General features: G+C 38.1%; 24 protein-coding genes. 16 read left to right on the forward strand and 8 right to left on the reverse strand.

What is annotated here, in order from left to right:
* Positions 1-399: 399 nt before the first annotated feature.
* Both ACLI50_RS15005 and ACLI50_RS15010 read left to right on the forward strand, forming a co-directional pair.
* On the forward strand, positions 400-3507 hold the full coding sequence (locus ACLI50_RS15005; protein WP_411414138.1) for a non-ribosomal peptide synthetase family protein: 3108 nt from the start codon (positions 400-402) through the stop codon (positions 3505-3507).
* A gap of 160 nt (positions 3508-3667) precedes the next feature.
* On the forward strand, positions 3668-3958 hold the full coding sequence (locus tag ACLI50_RS15010; RefSeq protein WP_411414139.1) for a hypothetical protein: 291 nt from the start codon (positions 3668-3670) through the stop codon (positions 3956-3958).
* Positions 3959-4039: 81 nt separating this feature from the next.
* On the opposite strand, the gene ACLI50_RS15015 is transcribed toward ACLI50_RS15010, so the two are convergent.
* The 3 genes from ACLI50_RS15015 to ACLI50_RS15025 form a co-directional block, all read right to left on the reverse strand.
* The gene (locus tag ACLI50_RS15015; RefSeq protein WP_411414140.1) at positions 4040-5266 is read right to left on the reverse strand and encodes a spondin domain-containing protein; all 1227 of its coding nucleotides are present in this window, start codon (positions 5264-5266) and stop codon (positions 4040-4042) included.
* A gap of 131 nt (positions 5267-5397) precedes the next feature.
* Positions 5398-5874: a YdeI/OmpD-associated family protein gene (locus ACLI50_RS15020; RefSeq protein ID WP_202841968.1), complete on the reverse strand. Its 477-nt coding sequence runs from the start codon at positions 5872-5874 to the stop codon at positions 5398-5400.
* Positions 5875-5962: 88 nt separating this feature from the next.
* Positions 5963-8167: a S46 family peptidase gene (locus ACLI50_RS15025; protein WP_343640976.1), complete on the reverse strand. Its 2205-nt coding sequence runs from the start codon at positions 8165-8167 to the stop codon at positions 5963-5965.
* A gap of 86 nt (positions 8168-8253) precedes the next feature.
* Here ACLI50_RS15025 and ACLI50_RS15030 point away from each other — a divergent pair, with 86 nt between their 5' ends.
* Positions 8254-8688 (forward strand): META domain-containing protein, encoded by a 435-nt coding sequence (locus ACLI50_RS15030; RefSeq protein WP_202841964.1) that lies wholly within the window; start codon positions 8254-8256, stop codon positions 8686-8688.
* A gap of 104 nt (positions 8689-8792) precedes the next feature.
* Here ACLI50_RS15030 and ACLI50_RS15035 read toward each other — a convergent pair whose 3' ends face one another.
* The 4 genes from ACLI50_RS15035 to ACLI50_RS15050 form a co-directional block, all read right to left on the reverse strand.
* Positions 8793-9212: a hypothetical protein gene (locus ACLI50_RS15035; RefSeq protein ID WP_110009079.1), complete on the reverse strand. Its 420-nt coding sequence runs from the start codon at positions 9210-9212 to the stop codon at positions 8793-8795.
* A 6-nt stretch (positions 9213-9218) separates the two neighbouring features.
* Complete coding sequence (locus ACLI50_RS15040; protein WP_411414141.1) at positions 9219-11741, reverse strand: beta strand repeat-containing protein; 2523 nt, start codon at positions 11739-11741, stop codon at positions 9219-9221.
* A 6-nt stretch (positions 11742-11747) separates the two neighbouring features.
* Positions 11748-12221, reverse strand: a complete 474-nt coding sequence (locus ACLI50_RS15045; protein ID WP_202841958.1) for a T9SS type A sorting domain-containing protein — start codon at positions 12219-12221, stop codon at positions 11748-11750.
* Between the two features lie 147 nt (positions 12222-12368).
* On the reverse strand, positions 12369-13076 hold the full coding sequence (locus ACLI50_RS15050; RefSeq protein ID WP_238349669.1) for a LytR/AlgR family response regulator transcription factor: 708 nt from the start codon (positions 13074-13076) through the stop codon (positions 12369-12371).
* 193 nt (positions 13077-13269) lie between these two features.
* Here ACLI50_RS15050 and hflX point away from each other — a divergent pair, with 193 nt between their 5' ends.
* The 9 genes from hflX (at position 13270) to ACLI50_RS15095 (ending at position 22738) form a co-directional block, all read left to right on the forward strand.
* The gene (gene hflX / locus ACLI50_RS15055) at positions 13270-14493 is read left to right on the forward strand and encodes a GTPase HflX (RefSeq protein ID WP_062673053.1); all 1224 of its coding nucleotides are present in this window, start codon (positions 13270-13272) and stop codon (positions 14491-14493) included.
* Positions 14493-15128, forward strand: coding sequence for a DUF4919 domain-containing protein (locus tag ACLI50_RS15060; RefSeq protein ID WP_202841956.1), 636 nt, complete (start codon positions 14493-14495; stop codon positions 15126-15128). The genes hflX and ACLI50_RS15060 overlap by 1 nt, the downstream gene beginning before the upstream one ends.
* 20 nt (positions 15129-15148) lie before the next feature.
* Positions 15149-16435: a cation:proton antiporter gene (locus tag ACLI50_RS15065; RefSeq protein ID WP_411414142.1), complete on the forward strand. Its 1287-nt coding sequence runs from the start codon at positions 15149-15151 to the stop codon at positions 16433-16435.
* 6 nt (positions 16436-16441) lie between these two features.
* Complete coding sequence (locus ACLI50_RS15070; RefSeq protein WP_411414143.1) at positions 16442-17158, forward strand: DNA alkylation repair protein; 717 nt, start codon at positions 16442-16444, stop codon at positions 17156-17158.
* Between the two features lie 132 nt (positions 17159-17290).
* The gene (locus tag ACLI50_RS15075; protein WP_411414144.1) at positions 17291-17959 is read left to right on the forward strand and encodes a hypothetical protein; all 669 of its coding nucleotides are present in this window, start codon (positions 17291-17293) and stop codon (positions 17957-17959) included.
* 95 nt (positions 17960-18054) lie between these two features.
* On the forward strand, positions 18055-19995 hold the full coding sequence (locus ACLI50_RS15080; protein WP_411414145.1) for a hypothetical protein: 1941 nt from the start codon (positions 18055-18057) through the stop codon (positions 19993-19995).
* A complete protein-coding gene (locus ACLI50_RS15085; protein ID WP_411414146.1) occupies positions 19996-21234 on the forward strand; it encodes a hypothetical protein in 1239 nt (412 codons plus the stop codon).
* 28 nt (positions 21235-21262) lie between these two features.
* Complete coding sequence (locus ACLI50_RS15090) at positions 21263-21601, forward strand: DUF6122 family protein (RefSeq protein ID WP_202841947.1); 339 nt, start codon at positions 21263-21265, stop codon at positions 21599-21601.
* A gap of 66 nt (positions 21602-21667) precedes the next feature.
* Positions 21668-22738, forward strand: a complete 1071-nt coding sequence (locus ACLI50_RS15095; RefSeq protein ID WP_411414147.1) for a calcium:cation antiporter — start codon at positions 21668-21670, stop codon at positions 22736-22738.
* A gap of 96 nt (positions 22739-22834) precedes the next feature.
* Here the strand turns inward: ACLI50_RS15095 and ACLI50_RS15100 are convergent, their stop codons facing one another.
* Positions 22835-23215, reverse strand: coding sequence for a group III truncated hemoglobin (locus ACLI50_RS15100; RefSeq protein ID WP_202841943.1), 381 nt, complete (start codon positions 23213-23215; stop codon positions 22835-22837).
* A gap of 200 nt (positions 23216-23415) precedes the next feature.
* Between ACLI50_RS15100 and ACLI50_RS15105 the strand changes: the two genes are divergently transcribed.
* The 4 genes from ACLI50_RS15105 (at position 23416) to ACLI50_RS15120 (ending at position 26662) form a co-directional block, all read left to right on the forward strand.
* The gene (locus ACLI50_RS15105) at positions 23416-24408 is read left to right on the forward strand and encodes a hypothetical protein (RefSeq protein WP_411414148.1); all 993 of its coding nucleotides are present in this window, start codon (positions 23416-23418) and stop codon (positions 24406-24408) included.
* Positions 24409-24679: 271 nt separating this feature from the next.
* Positions 24680-25651 (forward strand): ion channel, encoded by a 972-nt coding sequence (locus ACLI50_RS15110; RefSeq protein ID WP_202841939.1) that lies wholly within the window; start codon positions 24680-24682, stop codon positions 25649-25651.
* A complete protein-coding gene (locus ACLI50_RS15115) occupies positions 25651-26139 on the forward strand; it encodes a YkgJ family cysteine cluster protein (protein ID WP_202841937.1) in 489 nt (162 codons plus the stop codon). The genes ACLI50_RS15110 and ACLI50_RS15115 overlap by 1 nt, the downstream gene beginning before the upstream one ends.
* A 220-nt stretch (positions 26140-26359) precedes the next feature.
* Positions 26360-26662, forward strand: coding sequence for a hypothetical protein (locus ACLI50_RS15120; RefSeq protein WP_110009093.1), 303 nt, complete (start codon positions 26360-26362; stop codon positions 26660-26662).
* Positions 26663-26691 lie beyond the last annotated feature (29 nt).

Consider the following 26691-nt stretch of genomic DNA (forward strand, 5'->3'; position numbering starts at 1 on the left):
TATTTTCATAAGTTTAATTCTTACCTGTGAGTTTAACATAGGAATTATGTAACACATAGGTTGAAATATTATGTTAAGTTTGATTACCAAATTATTTATAATATCATATTATGGAAGTCAAATTCATAAATACTGCATAGAAAGCGTACCTCATTTATAAGGATAGAAGAAATATATTCTTACTTCTTTTTGAATAAATACATAACGTTTGAATGCAGAATGCCGATCCACTCATACAGAGGTCGGTGTATAACCTGTATCATCCAGTTTTGAGAAACGAATAAAGAAAACACATGTAGTAAATAAACGGTGGTTATTCCTCATGTCTTTACTTTTTAAATGCTTTCTATAGTTGAAACTCCACTCACAAATTTTTAAACCAATCCAAATCAAATTATTATGTCAAACACAATTCCCTCATCAGGAACCTTATCGATAGGTTCAGCGGTATTACTGTCTTCTGAAGACAGAGAAAAATTGCTCAACGGATTTAATAAAACCAGTTGGGATTATCATCATGAAGAAACCCTGGAATCTCTTTTCCGGAAACAGGTAATCCTTCATCCTGATAAGACTGCTGCGGTTTATCAGAATCAGAAGATTACGTATGGAGAGTTGGATCAGAGAAGCAATCAGGTAGCCAACTTATTACTGAGCCATGGTATCAAAGAAGGAAAATATGTTCCCATCTGGCTGGACCGCTCTTTAGAATGGATCATTGCTGTACTTGGAGTTATCAAAACAGGTGCGGCCTATGTTCCGATCGACCCTGCTTATCCTGTCAAAAGAGTTGAATATATTCTTTCCGACACCACTGCTGATCTTATCATTACCAATCAAATTCTTGGAGAACTTTTATCAGAAACCGAAAAGGTAAAAGTATTTGGTCTGAGCAATATGGAGAATCTTAATCAGTTATCATCAGAATATCCAGGAATTAATATCCATCAGAATGCCCTTGCATATACCATTTATACTTCAGGCTCGACGGGTAAACCCAAAGGTGTAATGATTAGCCATCAGGCCATACAACATCTGGTAACATGGCACAACCATCATTTTCATGTGGATCACAGTTCAAAACTGACTCTCGTGGCGGGATTGGCATTTGACATTTCTGTGTGGGAAATATGGTCGGCCCTTACTTCAGGTGCAACGGTTTTTATTGCAGACAATGAGGATAGAACAGAAGCTCAGGCGTTGATAGATTACTACAGAAAAAATCATATTACCCATGGCTTTGTGCCTACTGTTCTCGCTCCTTCTGCAGTGGATATTACCCGCAATTATAATGACCTGAAGCTCAAATATCTCTTTACAGCAGGTGAGAAGCTAAAGCCGGTACTTACTTCAGAATTAAGCTATGAGCTGGTGGATTATTATGGTCCCACAGAATGTACCGTATACGCTACTTATAAAAAAGTGAAAGATATTAACGGGAAATATGTTTCATCTATTGGCAGACCCATTGCCAATGCAAAAGCCTATATTTTAGGTGAAAACAAGGAATTGCTGCCCGTAGGAGCTGTTGGAGAACTCTGTATTGGAGGAAATCTTTTAGCAAAAGGGTATCTTAATAATAAAGAACTTACGGATGCTAAATTTATTACCAACCCATTCAATGAAAAAGAAAAACTGTACCGTACGGGAGACCTGGCCAGATGGAAACCGGATGGTGAGATTGAATTCTTAGGAAGAATTGATAATCAGGTAAAAATCCGGGGATTCAGGGTTGAACTTGGGGAGATAGAACGTTCACTGATCCGGCAGGAAAATATTAAAGAAGCTGTGGTTATTGGTAAGGAAACGGAAGGAAGTACCAAATACCTGATTGCTTTTGTTGTATTAAAACCCCACGTGACAACAGATATTTCATCAATCCGGAATGCTCTCAAGGCAGAACTTCCAGGGTATATGGTTCCTGCACAGATTATTTTTATAGATAAAATCCCGTTAACAGCAAATGGTAAAACAGATATTCAGGTATTAAAAAATCTGGCCGATAAAGAAGTAAAAGAATTGGTTTCATCTGAACCGCCAACTAACGAGACAGAGAGAATTATTACAGATGTCTGGTCGTCTGCATTGGAGCGGCCTGTTATTAATATTACAGATAATTTTTTTGATATCGGAGGAAACTCACTGCTGGTTGCAGTTGTTGCAGTAGCTTTACAAAGAAAGCTGGATGTGAAGGTGTATCTGCGGGATATCTATCAGTATCCGGCACTGCAGCAGCTGTCGGAAGTTCTTATTGAGAGATCCGGAGAAACCAGAGAAGCTATCCCCGTGGAAGATGTAGAGCCCTATGTAGAACTTCAGAAAGATGTGTATCTCGCTCCCGGAACTGTTTTTGCCGGCGGATTTGATCCTCAGCAGGTGGAAAATCCTGCCGCTATATTTTTAACGGGAGCTACAGGATTTGTAGGAATTCACCTGTTGCAGGAACTTCTGGATACTACAAATGCTGATATTTACTGCCTTGTAAGAGCTCAGGATGAGTTCTATGCGATGGAAAAGATTGACAAATGCTTTAAACAATACCATATTCCACAGAATCCGGAACAGAAATCACGGATCATTCCTGTTATCGGAGACCTGACCCTGCCATCCTTAGGATTGTCTCAAGAAACATTTACAAAGCTTGCCAGGCAAACCGATCTGATTTATCATTCCGGAAGTTCCGTGAACTTCATAGAACCCTATTCCTATATGAAAGCTCCCAATGTAGAAGGACTAAGGGAAGTCATAAAACTGGCAGGAGCAGAAAGAACAAAATGTCTCGCCTTGCTGTCAACCATTTCCGTATACAGCTGGGGGCATATATTTACAGGAAAAACGGTAATGCTTGAATCGGATGATATTGAGCAGAACCTGATGTCTGTAAGTAAAGATATCGGATACGTAAGAAGTAAATGGGTGATGGAAGCGGTTGCCGATTTAGCAGCAAAAGAAGGACTGCCATTGATTACTTACCGTCTCGGATATGCCATGTGCCACAGCGAAACAGGAGCAAGTGCTTCTTACCAATGGTGGTCCGGATTGGTGAAAAACTGTATAGAGTTCAAATCTTACCCGGCACTTACAGAGCTTAGAGAAGGTCTTATCACCGTAGATTATATGACCAAAGCCATGGCTCATATCACAAAAAATAAAGATGCGATAGGCAAAAAATTCAATCTGATTGCTCGTCCGGAAACCGATCTCACTTTAGAAGAATTCTTCGAACTTTTGAAAAAATATTATCCTTTCACACTCGAAAATCTTCCTTATAAAGAATGGAGAAAGCAGTGGGAAGATGACAGTAAAAACCGATTGTATCCATTAACAAGTCTTTTCAGGGACAATATTCATGAAGGCTTATCCACTGTAGAACTTTACCAGAATACTTATATATGGGATTGTTCCAATGTTATTCAGTATCTGGAGGGATCAGGCATTCAGGAACCGGTATTTGATAAAAAAATGCTGGACTCCTACTTAAAATATCTCGGAATTCCGGTTGAATAGTATTGAATCATTGAAAAAGCCCAGACAGAATATGTTTGGGCTTTTAATTTTTATTCGGCAAATACGTCAGGTTTTGTCGCAGTGGGCCAGGATATTTGTATCAGGGTAATGAAAAAATCTTATTTCATTTTCTTAATTAACTGAAAACCAAACAGGATAGATGAATAACGTTATAGTATTGTCAAAAGATTTCGCTGCTAATGAAAGTGCAGTGGTGGATATTAAATCACGGGGATTGGTAAATCCATTGGGAGTTCTTACAATTCAAAACAAAACAGGACAGTCTGCACAATTTCTCTGGCAGGGAGATACGTTCTATAACAGAGAAAATGCTGGATATTTTAAAGAAATAAATAACGACCTGGGAGTGAAGGTAAGCCATTATGAAGGCTTTATAACCGTTACCAATGGAGGAGGAAAACAATATCTGGAAGGAGCCCTGAAACAATAATAAAACGGATACACTTTTATTTTCCGAACAGCATAATAAAAAAGGTCAAACAGTATTGTCTGACCTTTTCTTATCTGAAGATTAGTTGATGGTTACTTTAATCACATGCTGTACAGCAGGAACAGGATATTGGGTTCCTACTTTGGAAATGCTCATGTTTTCACTTTGTGGAGTTCCGCCAAACAGAGCCTGATGATTTCCGGCTCCCGGATATTGGTCAATGCCCGTCCCGGAATCAAATAGTGAAGTTTTTGAACTAAGGTCACCTTTAGTATCCGCATCAATATTTTGTTCATTGGCATAGAACCAGTCATTGGAAAATCCGAACATTGTTACGTAGGCAATTTTATCGCCCGGCTCAGCATTAAAACTTGTTGTTACTTTGCTTCCCGGTGCTACAGGAGCACTCCCCGCAACATATACACCTTTCACATCAGATAGAGATTTCAGACTATTTTGAAGCTTGGTTACGTTTCCAAACTGTGCAATGTCTTTCAGACCTATTCCGCTGTCTGATTTGCCTAATTCATAAATTGGATTTTTATCGCCGCGGTACACAACCACCAGGGCAGGAGAAAGCCCGGTCATAATTCCTGTGTTTGCGTTCAGTTTCGTCATCATTTTACTTATATTTCCCATTTGAGCAATATCTGTAATTTCAGGATTTGATAAAGCATCAGGAGTAAAAAACGGAGCACTGTTCAGCAGTTGAGAGCCATTATAATTGGAAACAGCCCATACACCTGGAGAAAAAGGAGTTTCGTTGGCCGTTCCGCCGGATGTATTGGTAATGGTGAGCGTAAACTCCGAACTTACATCATTGTAAGAGAGATTGAGTTTCATAAGCTGGGAAGCATTGACATTAGGAACCTGCATGACAGGCTTGCTTTCAACTTGTCCGGTGGTATCATTTTTGGTTCCGTTATCCCATAACCGGACACTTGAAGAAACATCTCCGGTAATAGCATTTCCATTGGCATCAAACAGTTTGATACCTGGCTGCTGGGACGCAAAAAACCAGTCTTTTGAAGCCCCGTACATGGTGGCAAACATTAAAGCCTGAGTTTTTCCTGCACTGAATGTAACAGAAACCGATTGTCCGGGCATAATAACAGGAGGAGTTCCCGTTCCCTGAAAACTTCCGCTTTGCACAAAATCTTTGGGAGTTACAATGTTTTCAAAAGTAATAGTTCTTTGAAAAGCCGTATCCGTCATCATGGCATTATCCGAATCACGGCATGAAGAAAGAGTAAATGCAGCTAGAGTAGCTGCTGCTAAAACTGATGTTCTGAAAATAAACCTGTTCATAAAAGTAAATTTTTATAGTTATAATTGATATCTGTAACTATAGTCGGCTACTTTTTGTGATCCTGACAAAAAATATTTTCTTAATTCAGTTTTTTTTCAGGTATAGTTTTTAGAATGAAAAATAAAATCAATTATATTCCCTTTTTTCCGTCCAGAATCATCTGAATCATTTTTATCTTTCGGTTTTCTCTGGTTTCCGGTTTCCTGGCTTCCTCAATCCAACGGATGTATTCCTTTCTGTGGGTGTAGCTCATTGCATCAAATAAAGCTTTTGCTTCAGGATTTTCCTTAAAAACAAGGGCGATGTCATCTGCAATTTCAATCACTCTTTCCTCCTTATCTTCAATAAGGGAGACGGAAACCTCATCTCCGAAGCTTTTACCCAGTTTCTTCCTGATTTCCTGTGTCAAGCCTAAAATATGGCAATCGGATTTCATTTTGGCAAGGCTTCCACGGTATTCAACTTTATCATCAAACAGGGCTTTTATCTTTACCTGTCCTTTTTTATGAAACAATTCTTCTGTAGAAAATGGAAATTCTACAAACGCAGCATTCATTGCTCCGTTCTGTTGAATAATGGCTGTGAATTGGATAGGTTTTGCATCCATGATGAAATATTTTTTGTTTTTAATAATCAAAAATAAAAAAACCGTGAAAGTAAATTTCACGGTTTTAAAAATATATCGGTTAAGATGATTATTTTTTAGCTTTCTTAGGCATTGTTGTAGTACCTGAGTTTTTAGTTTTTGTATCCGCCGGAGTATTGGCATCTCTTACAAGCTTCAGCTCGTCAACTAATCTTCTTGCCCCCGCAAACTTATCGATTGTCCAAAGAACAAAACGAACGTCTACATTGATGGTTTTCTGCCATTCAGGCTCGAATACGATATCACCGCTTAATGCTTCGCTGTTTCCGTCGAAAGCAATACCGATAAGGTTCCCGTCTCCGTCAATTACCGGAGAACCAGAGTTACCTCCAGTAATATCGTTGTTAGAAAGGAAGTTTACAGGCATGTAACCTGCAGCATCAGCATACTGACCGAAATCTTTAAGGTTGTAAAGATCAATCACTCTTTGAGGAAGATCAAATTCTTCATCCCCTTTCTTGTATTTTCCAACAAGACCGGTCATATCTGTATAGTAGTTATCAGTAATTCCGAAGTAGTTTCTGTCATTTCTGATAGGTAATTTATCTACAGTACCGTAAGTTAATCTCATGGTAGAGTTAGCATCCGGGTAGAATTTCTTCTCAGGCATAGCTTTCATTAATCCCGCTAAGAACAGACGGTTGTTTTTTGCAAAGTTGTCATCTATTTTTACAAATCTGTCTGTGCTTATCTTTTGATCAGCAACAATTCCGTTAGCTGCTTTCCAAAGTGGGTCAGCATCAAGCTTCAATGCATCCGGGTTTAATAAGAAGTTCGTTGCAGAAGTCTTATTAGCGAAGATTGAAGAATACGCTAAGTTAGAAACGGTCTTAGCATCCAGTCCTAAAATAGTAGCAGAAGCAACGTCCGGGTTTTTAACTCTTGCCTGGTAAAGGCTGGTCATAGCAGCAAGCATTTCTCCTTCCAAAGCTGGATTGAAGTTTTCATAAGCCGCTTTGATGGCAGCTTCAGTTTTAGCTTTCATTGCCAATCTTCCCTGCATATCCTGAGCAGCATAGGCTTTAAGAGCAGATCCGACCTGAGCAGCAAGGGTAATATATTTTGCATTTCTTGTAAACTGAGTTGCATAGTTTCTTTCAACATTTCTATCAGAAACCTGCTTGTAGTATATACCAATATCTTCTAAAACGCCATTGTACTGATCATTTCCTGGCATTGCAGCCCACTTATTGTAAGTTTCCTCAATCTTTTGTTTGTCAGAAATAGTTCCGTTTTTCTCTACGGCATCGATAGTACCTTGTCTGTTTTTCCAGTAGTTAGCTACAGAAGCATATTGAGAAGCATAGTTAAGCTGAGTTGCCTTATCCTTGTCCATGTACTTTTTCATAACGTCCATAGCCAATTTGGAAGCTTCAACCCATGCCGGATAATCTTTAGTTACCATCTGCTGAATTCCGTAAGAAGTCAGGTAACGGTTTGTTCTTCCAGGGTATCCTAAGATCATTGAGAAGTCACCAGGCTTAATTCCTTTAAGAGAAACCGGAAGGAAATGCTTAGGCTTCAGCGGAGTATTGCTTGGAGAATATTCAGCAGGATTTCCTGCAGCATCAGCATACACTCTGAAAACGGTAAAGTCTGCAGTGTGTCTTGGCCATTCCCAGTTATCTGTATCTCCTCCGAATTTTCCTAATGATGAAGGCGGAGCACCTACCAATCTGATATCTTTATAATCCTGGTATACAAAATAGTAGAATTCATTTCCGTTGAAGAAATCTTTTACGACTACCGTATATTTTCCGTTTTCAGAGTTTTCTGTCTGGATAGCCTTAGTTTCAGCATCGATAACAGCTTTTCTCTCTGCTCCGGTCATATTGTTGTTTAGCTTAGAATTGATTCTTTGCGTAGCATCATCCATTCTTACTAAAAATCTTACATAAAGATCCTTTGCATTGAATTCGTCTTTCTGTTTCATTGCCCAGAAACCGTTCTTCAAATAATCTTTTTCTGGTGTAGAAGCCGCAGCAACAGCACCGTAACCACAGTGGTGGTTGGTAAATATAAGTCCTTTATCAGAAACAATCTCCCCTGTACAGAAACCACCGAAACTTACGATAGCATCTTTTAAGCTTGAATTGTTCACTGAATAAATTTCTTCAGGCGTAAGATGCAGACCCTCTTTTTGCATATCAACACCGTTAAGTCTTTTGATGAGCATTAGCAGCCACATCCCCTCATCCGCCCTCATCTGAGCAAAGCCCAGTAAGAAAGTGAATAGTAGAAATAGTCTTTTCATTTTATAAAATAATTTTTGTGTCGCTAATTTACTAATTTTTACGAGATTCTGTCCCGGAATGGTATGAAAATGGGATGATAATTCACATGAAAAAGATACTATTACCACTTTTTACAGTTTTACTTTTAGGAGTTGTTTTGAACTGTTCTTCAGTACCCGCCAAAGATCCCTTTCTTCAAAGGCAATGGATGCTGGTTTCTTTTGATGGTTTTTCAAAAGACCAATTAATGGCTAATAAAGCCGAATTCAATCTGACAGCCAATAAGGTAAAGGGTAAAATTCAGGCGAGCTCTTATATGGGATGCAACCGGATGTCTTTTATGACTGAATTTAAAACAGGAGGAAATGTGAAAATCTCAAAAGGAGTGAGTACAATGAAAGCCTGTCAGGATATGAATCTTGAAATGTCTTTTCAGAAGAAAATAGAAACGATGACTCATTATTCTATTGACGGGCATTTTTTGAGTTTATCCGATGATCATGGAAATTCAATGAAATTTGTAGCTGCTGATTGGGATTAATGAAGCTCCCTTACCATACAAAAGTCCGCCTTGCAGCGGACTTCTTTGATTGAAAAATCTAGTTTGGTTATCAGCTTTTTGAGGTTATTAGCCTTTGAGAGTTATTAGTTTTTGGGAATCGTTTTTTTTATTTCTTCCAGAGTTGCTGTGTTAGGCAGCCCGGTAACATTCATTTTTGTGTTCCTAGAATTTGTAGTATTGTGATATGCCTGTCTGTTGGGAATTGTTTTTTTGAGGTCTTCGAGACTAGCTGTGTTGGGAAGAAGCTTGCCTGAATTGTCTGCAGCTGCTTTGGTTTTGGATTCCTGTTTTTTTACTTCAAGGCTTTGATCAGAAGCAAGACCTGAGTTTACGGTTTTCTTTTCATTATTTTCCTTAGCTTCCTGCATGAGTTTAGCCTGCTGTTCCTGTGCCTGTTTTACAACCAATGTCTGATCTTCCTCTGTCGGAGCTGCCTTTTTATTTTCCTGCGCATAGATAATAGTGCTTAAAAATAATAACGGGATAATGTATGCTATTTTCATGACGGTTTATTTTATGTTGACTAATACTTGAATTTTTCCAATCTCTTTTTGGTCATAATCCTGAAGTGCTTTTCCGATTACCTGTCCTATTTTTACCTTTTTGATATCTGCTTTCATGGCAACACCTGCTTTAGATGAAGTTACCAAAAGGTCTCCTCTTTTTATTTTTCCGTTCTCAAGACATACCTTGGTCGGAATGACACCAATGACACCCATTGGAACTTTATCAGAAATATCAGTGTCAATATGTTCTTCTGTGAGAAGTACACCAGGTTTGGTAGCATATACACCTGCCACAAGACCAGAATAAGGTGTTGATGATTTTTCAACGGTTCTGTCTGCGCTGGTTGAGATGACCAGAATATCACCGGGTTCATACTGGGCAATACTTCCGTTTACATCAAACGCTTCAGCAACGTCAGCACCGCTGTTTTGAGTTCCGCCGTTAAAAAATCCACGTCCTGCAGAATTGATTCTTGCTACATTCACTGTACCCGGATTTCCGGACTTAAATAAAGCAATAGATCCGTTGCTGTGGGTTTCAACAGTAAGTGCTGGATTGGTATTGGCCGTATTGTAATTTACAAATCTTGCAGCTCGTCCTTGTCCAAAATTAGGAACCCAGGCATAGATAGCATTTCCTGTTCCGTCTGCAGTGGTTTCTACACCATCTCCAGTGTTGGATGCATTAGCGGTGATACCATTACCGTTACCATCTGCAATGGCAATCAAGGCAGGGCCGTTTCCGGCAGGATTGGAAGCGTGGAATAGACCTGCGTATCCTCCGGTTCCGGAAGATATTCCATAAATTCCTGCTGTGCCGAAGTTGGCAAACTGAGAATTGACTTCTCCTCTTACTGCAGGAGAGGTTCCGGTCACTTTATCTACCTTGAAATTACCTGCAATACCGTTTCCAACAGTGGTTACAGTGATAACATCGCTGGTGTTTGATTCATTGAAAATATTAAATCTTCCTGCACGTCCTGTAGCAAAAGTAGGAACCCATGCATAAAGCGCATTTCCGGCACCGTCAATATTGGTTTCAACCCCATTGCCGTCTTTACCCGCATTGGCTGTAATGGCGTTACCGTTACCGTCTGTCAAAGCGATCAGTGATGATCCGTTTCCGGCAGGATTGGAAGCGTAAAATAGCCCGGCTCGCCCTCCGGTTCCGGATGAAACACCAAAAATAGCGGCAGCACCAAAATTTCCAAAAATAGTATTGACTTCCCCTCTTACAGCAGCTCCAACACTATTGGTATTATTGAGTACAAAAGAAGCAGCATTGCCTTTGGTATTATCAGGGATGTTTCCATTTCCGTTAGATGCCACTTCAAAAGTATTAGCATCAGTATTTGTATTGTTGAAATTTTCAAATCTTCCCGCACGTCCGGTACTGTTATTTAAACCTACCTGACCGTAAACACCGATACCCGTTCCGGCTGTATTGGTCGCTACAAATCCTCTTACTCCATATCCGCCTCCGTCATTACGGCCTACGACTGCTCCGGCAATATCGCTGGTGGTTCTGCCCACTACAGCTTCACCACCACCATTGTTATCACCTACAACACCGGCGGAAGTCTGTGAGGAAGTTATTCCATGCAGCCCGAATCCGGCTCCTGTAGAACTTCTGACTCCGGCTCCGTTTCCTGAAGTGGTAACATTGATAACCGTACCGTTTCCTACACTGGATGCACTGAGGGCAACATTATTATTCGCATTATTAAAGATTGAAATACTTGCGGGAATCCCGTTATTACTGGTAGCAGTAAGACCTGTTCCTGTATTACTGTTGGCGTAAACCCCGGTTCCGTTGGCACTGGCATTACCATATACACCCAGTCCGTTCGGAGTAACACCATATACTCCCCAGCCGCTTCCGGCCTGGCTTCCGTAAACCCCGACTCCAAGTCCTCCTGTACCATTGTTAATACCACGTACAGCACTGGAAAATCCACCGGGAGAAGCACTGTTTACAATTCCTCTTACTGCAGAAATATTGGATGTGGTAGCATTACTTACTCCCTCAAGAGAAGTACCATCTCCATCGTTGATCAATGAAAACAGAGTCGAAGCATTATTAACAGTTGTGCTGTAAGGAATGGCAAAGCTTCCGCCGCCGCCACCCGCAGATTTGGCATACATTGCATAAGGAACACTTAACAGCTGGCTGGTTCCTACTATGGTATAGCTGGTTCCTCCGGCAGGATCTGTTTCTGTTTTTAGATAATAGCTTCCTGCAGGCCAGTTGATGGTAGCGAATGTTCCTGTAAGTACAGTTCCGGTTCCTATTTCAAGGCTGATAAGTCCGTTGGCATTTGTGTTTCCGGTGAGTCTTTCAGAGTAGACTGCGGCTCCGGCAGGAGATCCCTGTAATATGCTTACTTTTACAGCAATGGCCTGATTGACTAAAAGTTGTCCGGATCCGTTTCTCATGACAGCCTGGTAACTCATTTTTTCCGGAGCCTGAGAAAGTCCCATAAAGAAACCTATCAGAATCCAAAACAGTGATAATATTTTTTTCATGGCGTTTTATTTTTTAATGATTTTAAAAGTTTTGATATTTTCCCCATTTTGGATAATTCTGATAATGTACATAGCAGAAGGAAGTGAGGAGAAATTAAGCTCAGATTTTGATTGTGAAATCTCGTCTTTTTTTACCAGTTTGCCCTGAGCATCAAATAACTGATATTCTGATCCTTTAAAATTATTTGAGGTAAAATCCAAATACAAATAATCTCTGAAAGGATTTGGATAAAGCAAAATGCCGTTCAGTTCCGATGTGTTTTCATGAGTAGTAAGCGTAACAACCTCATAAGATTGTTGAACACCTTCGAGAATCTGTCCTGTTCCTTTTTCGAGGTAGGTTGTCTGGCCTACACTGTAAGAAACAAAACCATTAGCTCCTGATGCATCCAGTCCGGTTGCCAAAACTGCAGATTGTGCGTGCAGTATGGGGATGGAAAAGACAGACAGAATAATACAGTAAATAGATATTCTTTCCATGGATAACAGTTTTGGTGATTAATAGATGTGTTTTCTTGGGGAATTTGGGAAGACTAAATTACCACCTATCTCCATTGATTGGCAGGAAAATAGACCAACGGCAGAAATAATCGACCAATGGCATTGGTGAATTATTATGATGTATTTTTAAGGATTAAAAAAAGAAAGATTGTCCTTGTAAGTTCGGCCAATAGGAAGTTTTATACGATGCGGAAGTTCTATTTCGTGACAGCTTTTTCCGCGGATAAGATGACGCGGGACAGCATAGCTTCTGTGTATTCTGACAAAAGAATTAAAAAAACTTTTTTGCAGAAGATTTCCCAGCGAATTTAAAATACAATGATTTTTTTCCAGTGTGATGATTCTGGTGTAATCTTTCAGAGCTTCCAGGTAGAGAATATCTTTCATCTTAATCTGAAAAACATGACCACCCTCTTTTATTTTGATGCAGTTTTCTCCCACCATGGCATCATAGCATTCACATTTCTCTTTTACTTCAAAAAAATCAAAAAGCTTTTCCATGGAATAATGAAATCGTTCTGCGGTAAGCGGTTTGGTAATAAAATCTAAAGTATTAATCTCAAAAGCTCCGGCAGCCAGTTCGGGATGAGAGCTTACGAAAATACAGGCAGGGATCTTATGGGCCAGCTTTCTGAACTCAAGACCGTTCATACCCCTTAAATTGGTTTCGGTAATCAGGAGATCAACGGGAATATCAAGATAGGGAACTGCCTTTTCAGCAGAGTCGAAAGTGGCAACAATTTCAATGTTTTGATATTGCCTGATATAATGCTGAAGAACCAGCCTGTCCAGTTCATCATCATCAATAATCATACATTTGATATGGGTAACCATGATATTCCGGAGATTAGTTTTTGATTTAAATAATTAAAAATCAGAAATTTATTATATAAAGTTATTGATTTTTTATAAATCATTCATCAGTAAACTTAAATTTATATTAAAATATGTTATTAAGTAAAAATTGATTTTGTTTTTTTTCTGAAAAATATTAACTTGTAAAAATCATAAACATAGACAGAACTTAATGTTAGAAAAGAAAGAACATAACTATGAGAAAGCTGTCCTGGTGGGTGTTATTACCCAGAATCAGGATGAAGAAAAACTGACGGAGTATTTGGATGAACTTGAGTTTTTAGCTTTCACAGCAGGAGCAACCGTACAAAAGCGCTTTACCCAAAAATTAACTCAGCCTGATTCCAAAACCTTTATCGGTAGCGGAAAAGCCATCGAGATAAAAGAATATGTAAAAGAAAACGAGATCGGAACCGTAATTTTCGATGATGAACTCTCTCCTTCACAGCTTAAAAACCTGGAAAGGGAAATGGAGGTTAAAATCCTGGACCGTACCAATCTTATTCTTGATATTTTTGCCCAGAGAGCACAGACTTCATATGCAAGAACACAGGTGGAGCTGGCACAATACCAGTATCTTTTACCACGACTGACAAGAATGTGGACCCACCTTGAGCGTCAGAAAGGGGGAATCGGGATGAGAGGTCCCGGGGAAACGGAGATTGAGACTGACCGTCGTATAATCCGTGACAGAATTACATTGCTGAAAGAGAAACTGAAGACGATAGACAAGCAGATGGCTACCCAGCGTAACAACCGTGGGAAAGTGGTTCGTGCTGCTTTGGTAGGATATACCAACGTAGGGAAATCTACCCTGATGAATTCCATTTCAAAATCTGAAGTTTTTGCTGAAAATAAATTATTCGCTACGCTGGATACCACGGTAAGAAAAGTGGTAATTGGAAATTTACCGTTTCTGTTGACAGACACCGTAGGGTTTATCAGAAAACTTCCTACTCAGCTGGTAGAATCTTTTAAATCTACATTGGATGAGGTTCGTGAAGCCGATCTTTTGATCCATGTGGTGGATATTTCTCACGAAAGCTTTGAAGATCATATAGAATCTGTAAATCATATCCTGATGGAAATCAACGCTCATCAGAAGCCAATGATTATGGTTTTTAATAAAATTGACGATTTCAGCTATGAGAAAAAGGATGAAGATGATCTTACGCCTTCAACCCGTAAAAATATTTCTCTTGAGGAATGGAAAAAGACGTGGATGGCAAAGTCAAAGTATCCGACAGTTTTCATCTCTGCATTAACGAAAGAAAACTTCCCGGAAATGAAGAAAATGATCTATGATGAGGTCATGAAGATTCATATTTCCAGATTTCCATACAACGATTTTCTTTTCGAATATTTCGACAACGACGAAGAAGAAAGCAACAATTAATGAAGTATCACTTTTTCCTTTTATTCATCATGTTTTCGGTTTTTGGGTTCAGCCAGAAATCAAAAATTGATTTAAAAGCTATTGAGAAAAGTCTCAGGACTTCCGATTCGCCGTACAATTACGAGAAGCTTATTTTCAAATTTAAAGGATACCCAAAGTCTCTGGATAGCATAGAAGCTCAATATCTGTATTATGGAAGAAATTTTAGAAACGATAAAATAAGTACATCAGATGATAGTTTTAAAAGTCTTGTAGAAGCCTTTAAGCAAAATAATTTTGCAGACTGTATCAAGCAGGGAAAAGCTTTGTATGGTAAGGATCCTACCAACCTGGATATTCTGTTGATCCTTCTTAGGGCTTACGACTCGGTAAAAGATGGAAATAACTTTGTACACCATCTGAATCAGTTCCGTACCCTTACCGAAGGAATAAGAAGTTCCGGAGACGGAAAATCCGAGAAAACAGCCTATATCGTCAATTCGGTAGGAGATGAGTATATTCTGCTCAACATTCTGAATATAGGACAGGATTATACCAGGAGTTCAAAAGCTTCTAAAGATGCGATGTTTGATATATGGGAAAAGGACGGGAAGCAGATTTATATCAAAATACTCTATTTGGAACTCACCAATTAATCTTAAAATAAAAACACTTAGTGGAATTATATTATTCATTTTCAGCATTAATCGTATTAGCATCAATATTTGCCTATCTTAACTATAGGTTTTTAAAACTTCCGAGTACCATCGGAATTATGGTCATTGCCATTGTGGTTTCCATTTTTCTGGTCCTTTTCGGAGAAACGGTTCTTCCCAGAACTTTCGGACATCTTCATAACCTGATGAACGGAATTGATTTTACAGAAGTTCTGATGGGTGCCATGCTTAATTTTCTGCTCTTTGCAGGAGGAATTCATATTAATATTAATGACCTCAAAGAACAGTTCAGACCTGTAGTAATATTTTCCACAGTAGGGGTTGTGATTTCTACTTTTGTAGTAGGATTTGGAATGTTTTATCTGCTTCCTTATGTGGGGGTTAAACTTCCTTTTATCTACTGTCTTGTTTTCGGTGCCTTGATTTCTCCTACCGATCCGGTAGCGGTTCTGAGTGTCCTTAAGCAAGCCAATGTATCCAAATCACTGGAAACAAAAGTGGCCGGAGAGTCTCTTTTCAATGACGGTATGGCAGTTGTGGTCTTTACAGTGATTTTGCAGCTGGCGATCGGAAAAGAAGTGGATCTGAGTGTTGAAACGATAGGATTGCTTCTCCTTAAGGAAGCTGGTGGAGGTCTTTTACTCGGGGTTCTGTTAGGATGGGTTACTTCAAGATTGATGCGTGAAGTGGACGATTATATTATTTCCGTATTAGTAACGCTTTCGGTGGTAATGGGAGGTTATCTTATTGCCCGTCAGATGCATATATCAGGTCCATTGACTATGGTGGCGGCAGGATTATTTATGGGAAATTTCAACAGAAGTTTCAAAATGAAGTCTGTTACCCAGGATTATCTGATCAAATTCTGGGAATTGATTGATGAAATCCTGAATGCTGTATTATTCCTGTTTATTGGGTTTGAACTTTTGATGATTAAAGATCTCAGACATTTCATGATTCCGGGCTTAGTGGCCATTGTGGTAGTTTTGCTGGCAAGATTTATTTCGATCTGGGGACCTACAAAATTTACTTCCCTGAGAAGAAGTTTCAGCCCACAGACGGTGAAAGTCCTGGTTTGGGGAGGAATCCGGGGAGGAGTTTCCATTGCATTGGCGATGTCTATCCCTAAAAGTGAATACAGTGAAATTATTTTAAGTATTACCTACTGTGTTGTCGTATTCTCAATCATTGTTCAGGGACTTACCATTGCTAAAGTGGCCAATCCGAATAAGATTGCCAAAGAAGAAGAGGAGAAGGAAAATATTGCTGTAGAAGAAAACGCTTAAAATCATATGAGCATTGTTAAAGAAATACAGGAAGCGCTTGCTGTTTTATCCATTCCTGAAAAGGCGGAGTTTTTTCCGAGATTTTTCAAAACAGGAAAAGGAGAATATGGCGAAGGCGACTTGTTTCTGGGCGTAAAAGTTCCGGATCAGCGCTCTGTTGCAAAAGAATATTACTCAAAAATAAGCTTAAAAGAACTCAGCACATTACTTTCTTCAACATATCATGAACATAGGCTGACAGCTCTTTTTATGCTTATTTTAAAATTTGAGAAAACGAAAGATAAGGCAGTAAAAGAAGAAGTGGTCGCTTTTTATCTGGATCATCTTCCTTATATCAATAACTGGGATCTTGTAGATTCTACCTGCTATAAAATTTTAGGCAGATATGCTTTTGAAAATCAGAAAGAAAGCCTTCTTAAGCAACTCTCGGAATCTGATGAGATGTGGCATAAAAGGATTGCTGTTGTCGGAACAATGCATTATATAAAAAAAGGTTCATTTGATCTGACCAAAGAATTTGTTACCAGAAATCTTAAACACTCCCATGACCTGATGCACAAAGCAAATGGATGGCTGCTAAGAGAAATGGGAAATAAAAATGAAGGAGAACTGATCAGCTATCTGAATCTGTACTACAAAGAAATGCCCAGAACCTGCCTTCGGTATGCTATTGAAAAGCTGGATGAAGATCTTCGCCAGGATTATCTTAAAGGGCGTGTTTAAAAAATAATATACGGAAGCAATACCGTATTTTCCCCTGAAAAAGTACCGGGAAACAGCTATTTATGCCCAAAAAATCAAAGATTATAAGGATGTAAGGCCAGAATTAAGTAATTTTGTGCTTTTAACCTGATCATGAAAAAAATATTAAAACTATTTCTTCTTCTGCTTCCCCTGCTTTTTTTAACAAGCTGCTTCGATATCCTGGATAAGGTGAACGTAAAAGCTGATGGTACAGGAGAATATACCATTATTCTTAACGCAAGCAAGAGCAAAACAAGACTTGCTTCAATTTCTAAAATGGAAACCATCAACGGAAAAAAAGTTCCTAAAAAGTCAGAAATTGAAAATAAAATCAATGAAGCTGCCAGAATTTTTAAAGGAACTTCCGGAATCAGCAATGTGAAAACCTCCATGGATTTTGATAATTACATCATCAAACTGAGCTGTAATTTCAAAAAGATTGAAAACATTAATGCAGGTCTGGAAAAACTGAAAGCCCAGAAAATATTGGGTAAAATGGTTCCAACCCAGGTTTACAGTCAGAATCTTGAAAAAAAGACCTTGACAAGGAATAAAGTCAATACTTTCAAAGCTGACTATGACAAGATGAGTAAGGCAGACAAAGAGGTTTTTACTGATGCGAAATATACTTCCATCATGCAGTTTGAAACTCCAGTGAAATCACAATCGAATACTACTTATGTGCTTTCTCCCAACAAAAAAGCTCTTAAACTGGAAGCTGATATTCTGGACCTCATCCTTCAAAAAAAGCAAATTCAAAATACCATTCTTTTTCAATAAATTTCTAAACTATAGTCATGAAATCTATCTTATTAAAAACGCAAAAAATATTTTTCATACTCTTTGGCTTTACATTGGTTTTGGGCCAAAACAGTATGAAAATCCCTTCCGACGCTGTATTTTACATGGAAGTCAACGGAAAGCAGCTTAATAACAAAATCAACTGGGATAAACTGAACCCTTTGCTGCATGAGCTCAGCAAAAAGAGTAAAGAAAAGCTTTCGTGGACAGATTATTCCAAAACAGGAATTAAATACGATGCTGTTCAATACCATTACGCAAGTTTTAATGATTCTATTAAGACCTACAATACTCATTTTATCATTGATAATAAAGAAAAGTTTCAGGAGTTCATTAATTCTGTGAAGAAAAAAGGACAGGAAGTTTCCAGCAGAAAGAACTATTCTTACGTAGATATCAATGATGATGTTTTTGTGGCTTGGAACGGGAGCCGTGCCGTTCTCAGTATGATCAGCTATACCAAACCTTATAAGGATCTTTGGGCAGAGGAAGCAGTTACAGACAGTACAGCAGTTGCGGTGGTGGACTCCGCTTACGCAGAGCCGGGAGATACAGTGTATACCGAAGAACCGGAAAAATCATTCGATTATAAAGAAGAGATTAAAAGTCTGAAAGAAGATATCAAATACCTGAAAGAAAGTATTAAAGAAAACAACAACGAGATTGCAAGAATCCAGAAAGATATCAAATACCTGGAAAAACATCATAAATATCCTGCAGAGAAAGAAAGTGCTGAGAATTCTGAAAATGGAGAGGAAATGCCTGATGCGGAATATGATGAGGAAGAAGATAAAGCCTATCAGAAAGAGCAGGACTCTATCAGGAGAGAAAATTTTAAGGTGGTTAAAAAGAACGCTGAAGATCGTTTCGACCAATATTTCAGTTCAAATTTAGAGATTGAAGTTCCTAAAGAAATGCTTTCATTCAGAGATGCCAATTCCGATGTTTTTGTGTACACAGACTATGGAAGGATTGTAAATGAAGGGATCTATGGAAAAATGACGAAGTATTATGGCTACGGACAGTTTTTCAAAAACATGTACAACTCCAATTATGTATACAATCTGTATTTTGATAAAGATAAAGTAAGACTTGTCAATAATTATCAGCACAAAAATGCTGACATTCAAAAGAATATTTCTGCCATTTATAAAGGGAAGAAAAACAAAAAACTGCTGGAGCTGATCAATGAAAAAAGTGTAGGTTACTATGCCATGAATGTGAATGGGGCAAAATGTTTCGACATGATGTACAGCCTTCTTCAGAATTCCGGGGAAAATGAATACAAAAAAGAAATGGAGCTGATCATGGAAACTATGAAGATAGTACTGGATGAAGAAGCCATTGCCAAAATTGCACCTGGAAACGGAATCTTTGTTTTGAATGAATTAAAATCCAAAACCGTAGAATACACCGATTATGAATACGATGCTGATTTCAATGAAAAAGAAGTAAAGAAAACCAAAGAAATCGCTGTTCCTAACTTCACTTTCGCTTTTGCAACAGAGAATGAAGGCTATTGGAATCGTATTTTTGATATGCTGACCACCAATAAAAAGTTTTCTGAAAGATTCTCTAAAAAAGGAAATGTGTACACCTTTAAGGAAGAAAAAAACGGCGGTTATGTTGATCAGTTATTCTTTACTGTGAAAGATGGGGTGGTGTACTTAATGAGTGCTGCAGATAATAATTTACCGGTAAACCAATCTGATATTTCCAGAAAATGGGCAAAAGACTCTGCTAAATATCCTTTATCCGGCAGATTGGATATCAAGAAACTTTTAACAGGATTAGACAAAGAATTCAAAACTCCGAAAGAAAGAAAAACATTAGAGGCGATCAAAAAAAATGTAGGAGAGTTGTATTATAAAACGGAAGTAAAAGGAGAAAGTATCCAGACTGAAATGAACTATAACATCAAAGATTCTTCGGAAAACAGCTTAATGTATTTCTTTGATATATTCGATCAGGTTTTTAAAGCTAAAGAAACAGAAAAGAAGCCTCAAATTTTATAGATGAACAAAAAAAAGATTATTGTCCCGTTATTTTTATTGCTGGCTGTTGCAGTATATTTTATAGCTTTTCACAAAGATAAAAGTCTTCAATATATTCCTGATAGCGCAGATGCAGTCGTCTTAATCGACACGAAGAAATTAACGGGACAATACCTCTTCAGTTTAGTAACCCATCCTTCAAAATGGTCCGGAAGAAAAGCAAAGAGTAAAAGCTCCGGTTCACTGAAAGATTCAGGAATCAGAATTCCGGATTTTCTACAGATATTTCATATTAAAGGCACTAAATTTACAGAATGGTACAGTGTTTTAGAGCTTAAAGATTCGCAAAAATTCATTACCTATTTAAAGAAACAAAACTTTGTAGCCAAAGGAAATAACCTTTTTCAGAAAGATCAGTTTTTCTTTATGATCAATGGGAACCATTGCATTGCAGGAACTTCTGACCTTGCTTTTGAAACCCTTCAAAAAAGACTTCTTCAGAATTCTGTACATCATGTTTGGGAGGCAGACCGCTTTATTCAAAATACAGTGGGAAGCATTTCATTCATTTCAGGGCAGAAAATCCGAAACTTTTCCATTGAGCTAAAGGAGGATGAAATTGAAATCAATAATAATTCAAATCCGGAGATTCTTAATATGATTGCTTCAAAAGCTGAGAAAGGAAATCATTTTCTGGAACTTGAATTAGACAAAGAAAACATCAGGAATTTTACCCGTTTTTTCAAAAAAAGTATAGCAGATTCTTCACAGATAACATCTTTAAAGGCTGCTGCAGATCTTAGACAGATCAATGATACCATCGTCACGTATGAATATGATGATAATTTTAATGAAGTTGAAAGAAAGACGGTTCAAAAGATCACCCAGCCCAGCTATATGATCGATATTCTGAGTAATGATCCTGAAAAAACCTGGCAATATTTCCAGTCTGAAAAATGGATCAACAACGAAAATCAATTTACTGCAATTCCCTTTCAACCTAATAAAATCGCGCAAAATAATAAAGGTGTTACGATAAAATCAACCCGAAATCCGATATCATTACCCAGCCGGTTAAAGCAAAACTATATTATAATCAGAAATAATGCTTTGCTGTATTCATCTTTGAAAATGCTGAGTAACAGTGAAAAAAAGATCATTTCTGACATTGATTACGTGTTGTATGGGAACAAGGCTCAGAATTATTGGGTAAAAATAAAAGCGAAGAAAGGAGAATTACCCTTACTTTTACGGTGGTAAGCACAGAACCCGAATAAAACTTTCTTAAATGGCTCCATCAGATATCGCACTGCTCAAAACTTTTACCCATTATTTTTTGCATCTTATTTTTCCGGTCTTTATTGCATTGATTTTTTATCGGAAAAACTGGAAAAAGGCATATTTTATTCTTCTTGCTACCATGCTGGTAGATCTTGACCATCTTTTTGCCAATCCAATTTTTGATCCTTCAAGAGGAAGCATAGGTTTTCATTTCTTACATTCTTATTATGCCATTGCGGTGTATTTTTTGCTGTTGTTCTTTAAAGGAAATATCAGGATCATAGGAATTGGGCTTCTGTTTCATATGTTCACAGATTATCAGGATTTTAACTTCTGGCCTCATTAAAATATTATTAATATTTTCTTTTAATATTGAAATTATTATAGATTTTTTGTATTTTGTAGTCACGATATGAGACTAAAAGAACTTTTACATTATACCTATATTTTTCCTATTCTGGCAGTAGGATACTACTTTTCCGGTTTGATGGGAAGTGGTGTTCTTTATGATATTCTTGCCGGTATTTTATTAATCGGAAGTGTTTTATCTGCAGTACATCATGCTGAAGTAGTAGCTCATAAGGTAGGAGAACCTTTCGGAACGATTATCCTGGCTCTTTGTATCACCATTATTGAAGTAGCGCTTATCATCTCGCTGATGGTTGCCGGCGGAGATCAGGCGATCACGCTGGCCAGAGATACCGTTTTTGCTGCCGTAATGCTTATTCTTAATGGAATTCTGGGGATATGTATTCTGGTAGGCGGCGTTAAATATCATGAGCAGTTCTTTGCAAGAACTTCAGCAACTACTTATCTGGTGAGCATTGTTTCTATTCTGGTACTTACCCTTGTTCTTCCCAATTTTACTTCAAGTGTCAACGGACCTTTCTATAACGAAGCACAGCTTATTTTTATATCCATTGCGTGTCTTGCCATTTACGGGGTTTTCCTGATGGTACAGACCGTTCGCCACAGAAGCTATTTTATTGTTCCTGATGAGCATCCTGAAGAACATTATATACCTTCGTTATCAAAAACCCTTATCAGCTTTATTTTTCTGGTAATTTGTCTTGTTATTGTCGTGCTGATGGCGAAAGGGTTATCCGATACCATAGAAGCAATGGTACAAAGCCTTGGAGCTCCGAAATCTCTGGTGGGAGTCATTATTGCTGCCGTGGTTCTTCTTCCAGAAGGGGTGGCAGCGATCCGTGCGGCAAGAGCCAATCAAATCCAGTCCAGCTTAAATCTGGCATTGGGTTCTGCACTGGCAAGTATTGGTCTTACTATTCCTGCGGTTTCAGTAGTCTGCATCATGTACGATATTCCGCTTGTATTAGGGCTGGATAAAAAAGACATTATTTTGCTTTCTTTATCTGTATTTATCGTAATGCTTTCATTAAGCCGGGGTAAGACAAACATCCTTTACGGAACCGTTCTTTTGGTGAATCTGGCAGCCTATATCTTTACAGTGATTGTTCCATAAAAAGAAAAAGTACAAAATTACATATATGTTTATTTGTAAAAGAAATCCAGGAAGTTAACCTCGATATCTATATCCCGTACCCCGAATCCCGTATCACTACAACCTTCTCGCCAGCTCCATTTTGAAAGCCATCAGTTTTGCTATATTCTCTGACTTGTAAATCGCCATGTCAGCATTTTCCCCTACGAAGTTTTCCTCAATAGTGCTGCGCCAAAGTTCCAGCCATCGGTCAAAATGTTTCTGTTCCATAGCCTGTATCTCGTTAATCGGGAAGTGTACACCCATTGGATTTCCTTTATAAGTCATCTGTCCGAAAAGGATAGACTCCCAGAAAGAATACATTTTAGGAAGATGCTGATCCCAGTCTACCTTAGCGATATCATTAAAAAAGAAACCAATAGTTTCATCTTTAACAACTTTGTTGTAAAATGAATTGACAAGGTGTTCAATATCTTCTCTTGATTCAAGCTTTTTCATAGTTCAAAGTTAGTACAATTCGTATTAAAAATTTCAGTCGGGAAATTGATAAATTTCATGTAAACAGTATTTTAGAGCACAACATAAAATAATACAATGAAAAATTATGAAAGATTAAAATTTGATTAATTCGCAAAAAAACACCTGAAAAGAATTCATTTTTTGTAAATTTAATTATTAAACACTAAAAAATTATTAAAATGATCAAAAAAATCAATTCTATTTGTATTCTCTTACTGATGTTTTCGGTATCATGTTCAAGAGATGAAGTGAGTGCTATTAATGATGATTCGGAAAAAGTAAATTATTCTGAACTAAACAAATCACAGATGACGGAGGCAGAGATGCTTCAGCAGGGCTGGAAAATTGTAGATGAGTTTAAATTACCGGGGAATAATAATCTTGGTGCCAGCTATAGTTCGCCAAATGAAGAGCGTGAAATCCCTTTCAAGGCAAATCATCTGAAAGATATGGGATATGATGTCAGTTATTCCGGAGAAAGAACACGGTTGAAAAACGTTTTTGCTTATTCCGGCCAGGTTCCGGATGGAATTATATTTAATCCTGACCTTTCTGTAGACGGAGATGCCCGGAATACAGCTCCAAACCCTAATGTTTCCATTGTTTTGGGAACTCCTGAGGTGACTATAAAAACAGACGGTGCAGATCTGCCGGACAATGCCTATACTACGGAGGCAATTAACAATGGCGACAGAGAAAGTGAAATTACGGTAACGTATTCTTATAAAAAAGGATATTCTACTTCCTGGAAGCGTACTGTATCGGGTTCATTTGAAGTGGCAGCTTCAGTATCCGTTGATATTCCGCTGGTTGCAAAAGCTTCAGCAACCACAAAAGTTGTGGTGGGAGGAGATACCACGGAAGGTACGGAAAATTCTGAAGAAATTACCGAAACCAGCAGCTACAAGACCATTGTGCCCGCTCATTCTAAAAAAACAATTTCTGTCCTTACAAAATTGAAGGGATCATCCGTTGAATACTTTGTACCGATGAAATTAAAAGGAAGATTACAGGCGAACTTTCCTTCTCCCGTAGATGGCCATTATTATTGGGCTTTTCCTATCGAAAGCTTTCCAGATTTTCTTACCAATATACATGGAGAGTCAGGAATCGTAAAATCTGTCAGCAATGTAAGTGTTACGGTAATGGAATCACCTGCGCAAAGGATTTAAAAGTACTTTAATATACATTAAAAAAACAGCAGAAATTCTGAATGTCTGCTGTTTTTTGTGTTTTGTTATCTGGACAAAGTTCAATTAAACCACTGAGAAAGCCATCTGCCATCTGAATAGTAAAGTTTAAAAATGATTACTAAAAAGCATTGATATCTTAATGGATTCTATTCTTAACTTTGCTTTTTATATGTTGAAAGAATGAGCAGATTATTAAGGGGCTTATGGGTAGCGGACAATCATAATATAATAAAGTCAAAATGATTACAAAATGACAGGAGGATTCAGAAAAAAAATCCGTCAGAAAAATGCGGAAAACAGTGGTTTCGGAACCAATGCATCCGGAAGATTTATCAATAAAGACGGCCTCCCGAATGTTCAGAGAAGGGGAGTGAATGTTTTTAACAGGCTAAGCTGGTACCACACCATGCTGAATCTCTCCTCATTCCGTTTTATATCTTATCTGGTTATCGCTTATATTATCATTAATCTTTTGTTTGCAATGATTTATTATCTGATTGGTGTAGAGCATCTTACCGGAATTGATAAGAGTGATCCGCTCAATGAATTTATCGATGTCTTTTTCTTCAGTTCTCAGACATTTACCACCGTTGGATATGGAAGAATAGCTCCTGTAGGCTTTTTGGCAAGTCTTGTAGCCACATTTGAAGCTTTTCTGGGATTGCTTACCTTTGCTATTGCAACAGGGCTTTTCTACGGAAGATTTTCAAGACCCCGGGCATATCTTAGATTTTCTGATATAGCAGTTATTGCTCCTTTTCAGGAATCTTCAGCATTAATGTTCAGGCTTGCTCCCTATAAAAACAATGCATTGACGGATGCAGATGTAATTGTATCAGTGGCTATAGAAGTAATAGAAAACGGAATCGCCAAAAGCAATTTTTACCGGCTTACAACACAGATGAGCAAGATCAATACACTGGCGCTCAACTGGACTGTAGTGCATAAAATTGATGAAAACTCTCCGTTTTATGGCTTTTCCGAAGAGGATTTTAAAAATACGGATATTGAGCTTATTGTGCAGGTTCGCGCATTTGATGAAGTATTTTCAAACACGGTGGTTCAAAGATCTTCATATACAACGGGAGAAATTGTATATGGGGCCAAATTTGTTCCGATGTATTATCCAAATAAGGAAAACCTTTCAACAGTACTGGATCTGGATAAAATCAATGAATATAAGAAAGAAGAGCTTCCGGAATCAGTGAGAAATAAAGAATAATGGATTTAGATTTTTATAAAAAACAAGCGATACAAAAGCAGAAAGAGCACAAGAAATTTCTGGACGGATTGAAGAAAAAACCGCCCAAAAATCTCGACTATGTAGTGCAGGAAACCCACGATGAAGTTTTTGAGGAAATTGATTGCCTGCAGTGTGCCAATTGCTGCAAAACAACAGGCCCGCTTTATACTGAAAAAGATATTGAGCGAATTGCCAAACATCTCAGAATGAAGTCCGCAGACTTTGAAGCAAAGTTTTTAAGAGTGGATGAAGATAATGACAAAGTGCTGCAAAATCTTCCCTGCTTTTTTCTGAACAGTGATAATACATGCTCTATCTACGACGTAAGACCGAAAGCCTGTCGTGAATATCCTCATACAGACCGTAAGAAGATTTATCAGATCAATAACCTGATGCTGAAAAACACGGTAATCTGCCCGGCTGCATTTGAATTCGTAGAAAAGATGATGAAGAATATAGTGAAGTAACTTTGCAGGAAGAGGGAAGATGGGGCTGAGAACTCTTCTCGTTGGTTATTTCTACTCTAAAAAACTTGCAGTTTCAAGCGCTACTCTTCCAGTCAGTTCAACCGGACTCATTTTTGCAAATTCCTCTTAAATAATTATAAAGTACGTTAAATAAGCTTTTTACGCATAATTTTCTAAATGATGCTTCGTTTAAGTTAAACAATCATTTAAATATTACATTATGAAAAAGTTATTTTTAACGGCAGCGTTTACATTAGTCGGAGTAATCGCAGTATCAGCACAGTCAACACCACAAAAGCCAGCCGATACTTCTACTAATAACCCTACGACAACTCAAACCCAACAAACGAATACGCAGACTACAAGTCCTGCGGATCCAAAGAATCAACAGGACAAATCACCTGCCACTACAATGGAAACTGCACCGGCAACTGATCCGTCAGTAAGTACAACACCTACTGATGCAACAAAGCCTGCAGATACTCCTAAAGAGGAAAAGAAAGACAAAAAGAAGAAAAAGTAAGCACTTTAGCAAACACTAGTCGAATCCTG

This window comes from Chryseobacterium cupriresistens (assembly GCF_046614675.1).
Classification (GTDB): domain Bacteria; phylum Bacteroidota; class Bacteroidia; order Flavobacteriales; family Weeksellaceae; genus Chryseobacterium; species Chryseobacterium cupriresistens.

Bases quoted from the DNA above. Each gene is read 5' to 3' on its own strand.
- ACLI50_RS15075 (WP_411414144.1), top strand. From the start codon at position 17,291: ATGAAAAAAATATTAAAACTATTTCTTCTTCTGCTTCCCCTGCTTTTT.
- ACLI50_RS15120 (WP_110009093.1), top strand. From the start codon at position 26,360: ATGAAAAAGTTATTTTTAACGGCAGCGTTTACATTAGTCGGAGTAATC.
- ACLI50_RS15050 (WP_238349669.1), bottom strand. From the start codon at position 13,076: ATGGTTACCCATATCAAATGTATGATTATTGATGATGATGAACTGGAC.
- ACLI50_RS15040 (WP_411414141.1), bottom strand. From the start codon at position 11,741: ATGAAAAAAATATTATCACTGTTTTGGATTCTGATAGGTTTCTTTATG.
- ACLI50_RS15105 (WP_411414148.1), top strand. From the start codon at position 23,416: ATGATCAAAAAAATCAATTCTATTTGTATTCTCTTACTGATGTTTTCG.
- ACLI50_RS15035 (WP_110009079.1), bottom strand. From the start codon at position 9,212: ATGAAAATAGCATACATTATCCCGTTATTATTTTTAAGCACTATTATC.
- ACLI50_RS15115 (WP_202841937.1), top strand. From the start codon at position 25,651: ATGGATTTAGATTTTTATAAAAAACAAGCGATACAAAAGCAGAAAGAG.
- ACLI50_RS15015 (WP_411414140.1), bottom strand. From the start codon at position 5,266: ATGAACAGGTTTATTTTCAGAACATCAGTTTTAGCAGCAGCTACTCTA.
- ACLI50_RS15080 (WP_411414145.1), top strand. From the start codon at position 18,055: ATGAAAATCCCTTCCGACGCTGTATTTTACATGGAAGTCAACGGAAAG.
- ACLI50_RS15085 (WP_411414146.1), top strand. From the start codon at position 19,996: ATGAACAAAAAAAAGATTATTGTCCCGTTATTTTTATTGCTGGCTGTT.
- ACLI50_RS15095 (WP_411414147.1), top strand. From the start codon at position 21,668: ATGAGACTAAAAGAACTTTTACATTATACCTATATTTTTCCTATTCTG.
- ACLI50_RS15110 (WP_202841939.1), top strand. From the start codon at position 24,680: ATGACAGGAGGATTCAGAAAAAAAATCCGTCAGAAAAATGCGGAAAAC.
- ACLI50_RS15005 (WP_411414138.1), top strand. From the start codon at position 400: ATGTCAAACACAATTCCCTCATCAGGAACCTTATCGATAGGTTCAGCG.
- ACLI50_RS15090 (WP_202841947.1), top strand. From the start codon at position 21,263: ATGGCTCCATCAGATATCGCACTGCTCAAAACTTTTACCCATTATTTT.
- ACLI50_RS15010 (WP_411414139.1), top strand. From the start codon at position 3,668: ATGAATAACGTTATAGTATTGTCAAAAGATTTCGCTGCTAATGAAAGT.
- ACLI50_RS15060 (WP_202841956.1), top strand. From the start codon at position 14,493: ATGAAGTATCACTTTTTCCTTTTATTCATCATGTTTTCGGTTTTTGGG.
- ACLI50_RS15045 (WP_202841958.1), bottom strand. From the start codon at position 12,221: ATGGAAAGAATATCTATTTACTGTATTATTCTGTCTGTCTTTTCCATC.
- ACLI50_RS15030 (WP_202841964.1), top strand. From the start codon at position 8,254: ATGAAAAAGATACTATTACCACTTTTTACAGTTTTACTTTTAGGAGTT.
- ACLI50_RS15020 (WP_202841968.1), bottom strand. From the start codon at position 5,874: ATGGATGCAAAACCTATCCAATTCACAGCCATTATTCAACAGAACGGA.
- ACLI50_RS15070 (WP_411414143.1), top strand. From the start codon at position 16,442: ATGAGCATTGTTAAAGAAATACAGGAAGCGCTTGCTGTTTTATCCATT.
- hflX (WP_062673053.1), top strand. From the start codon at position 13,270: ATGTTAGAAAAGAAAGAACATAACTATGAGAAAGCTGTCCTGGTGGGT.
- ACLI50_RS15100 (WP_202841943.1), bottom strand. From the start codon at position 23,215: ATGAAAAAGCTTGAATCAAGAGAAGATATTGAACACCTTGTCAATTCA.
- ACLI50_RS15025 (WP_343640976.1), bottom strand. From the start codon at position 8,167: ATGAAAAGACTATTTCTACTATTCACTTTCTTACTGGGCTTTGCTCAG.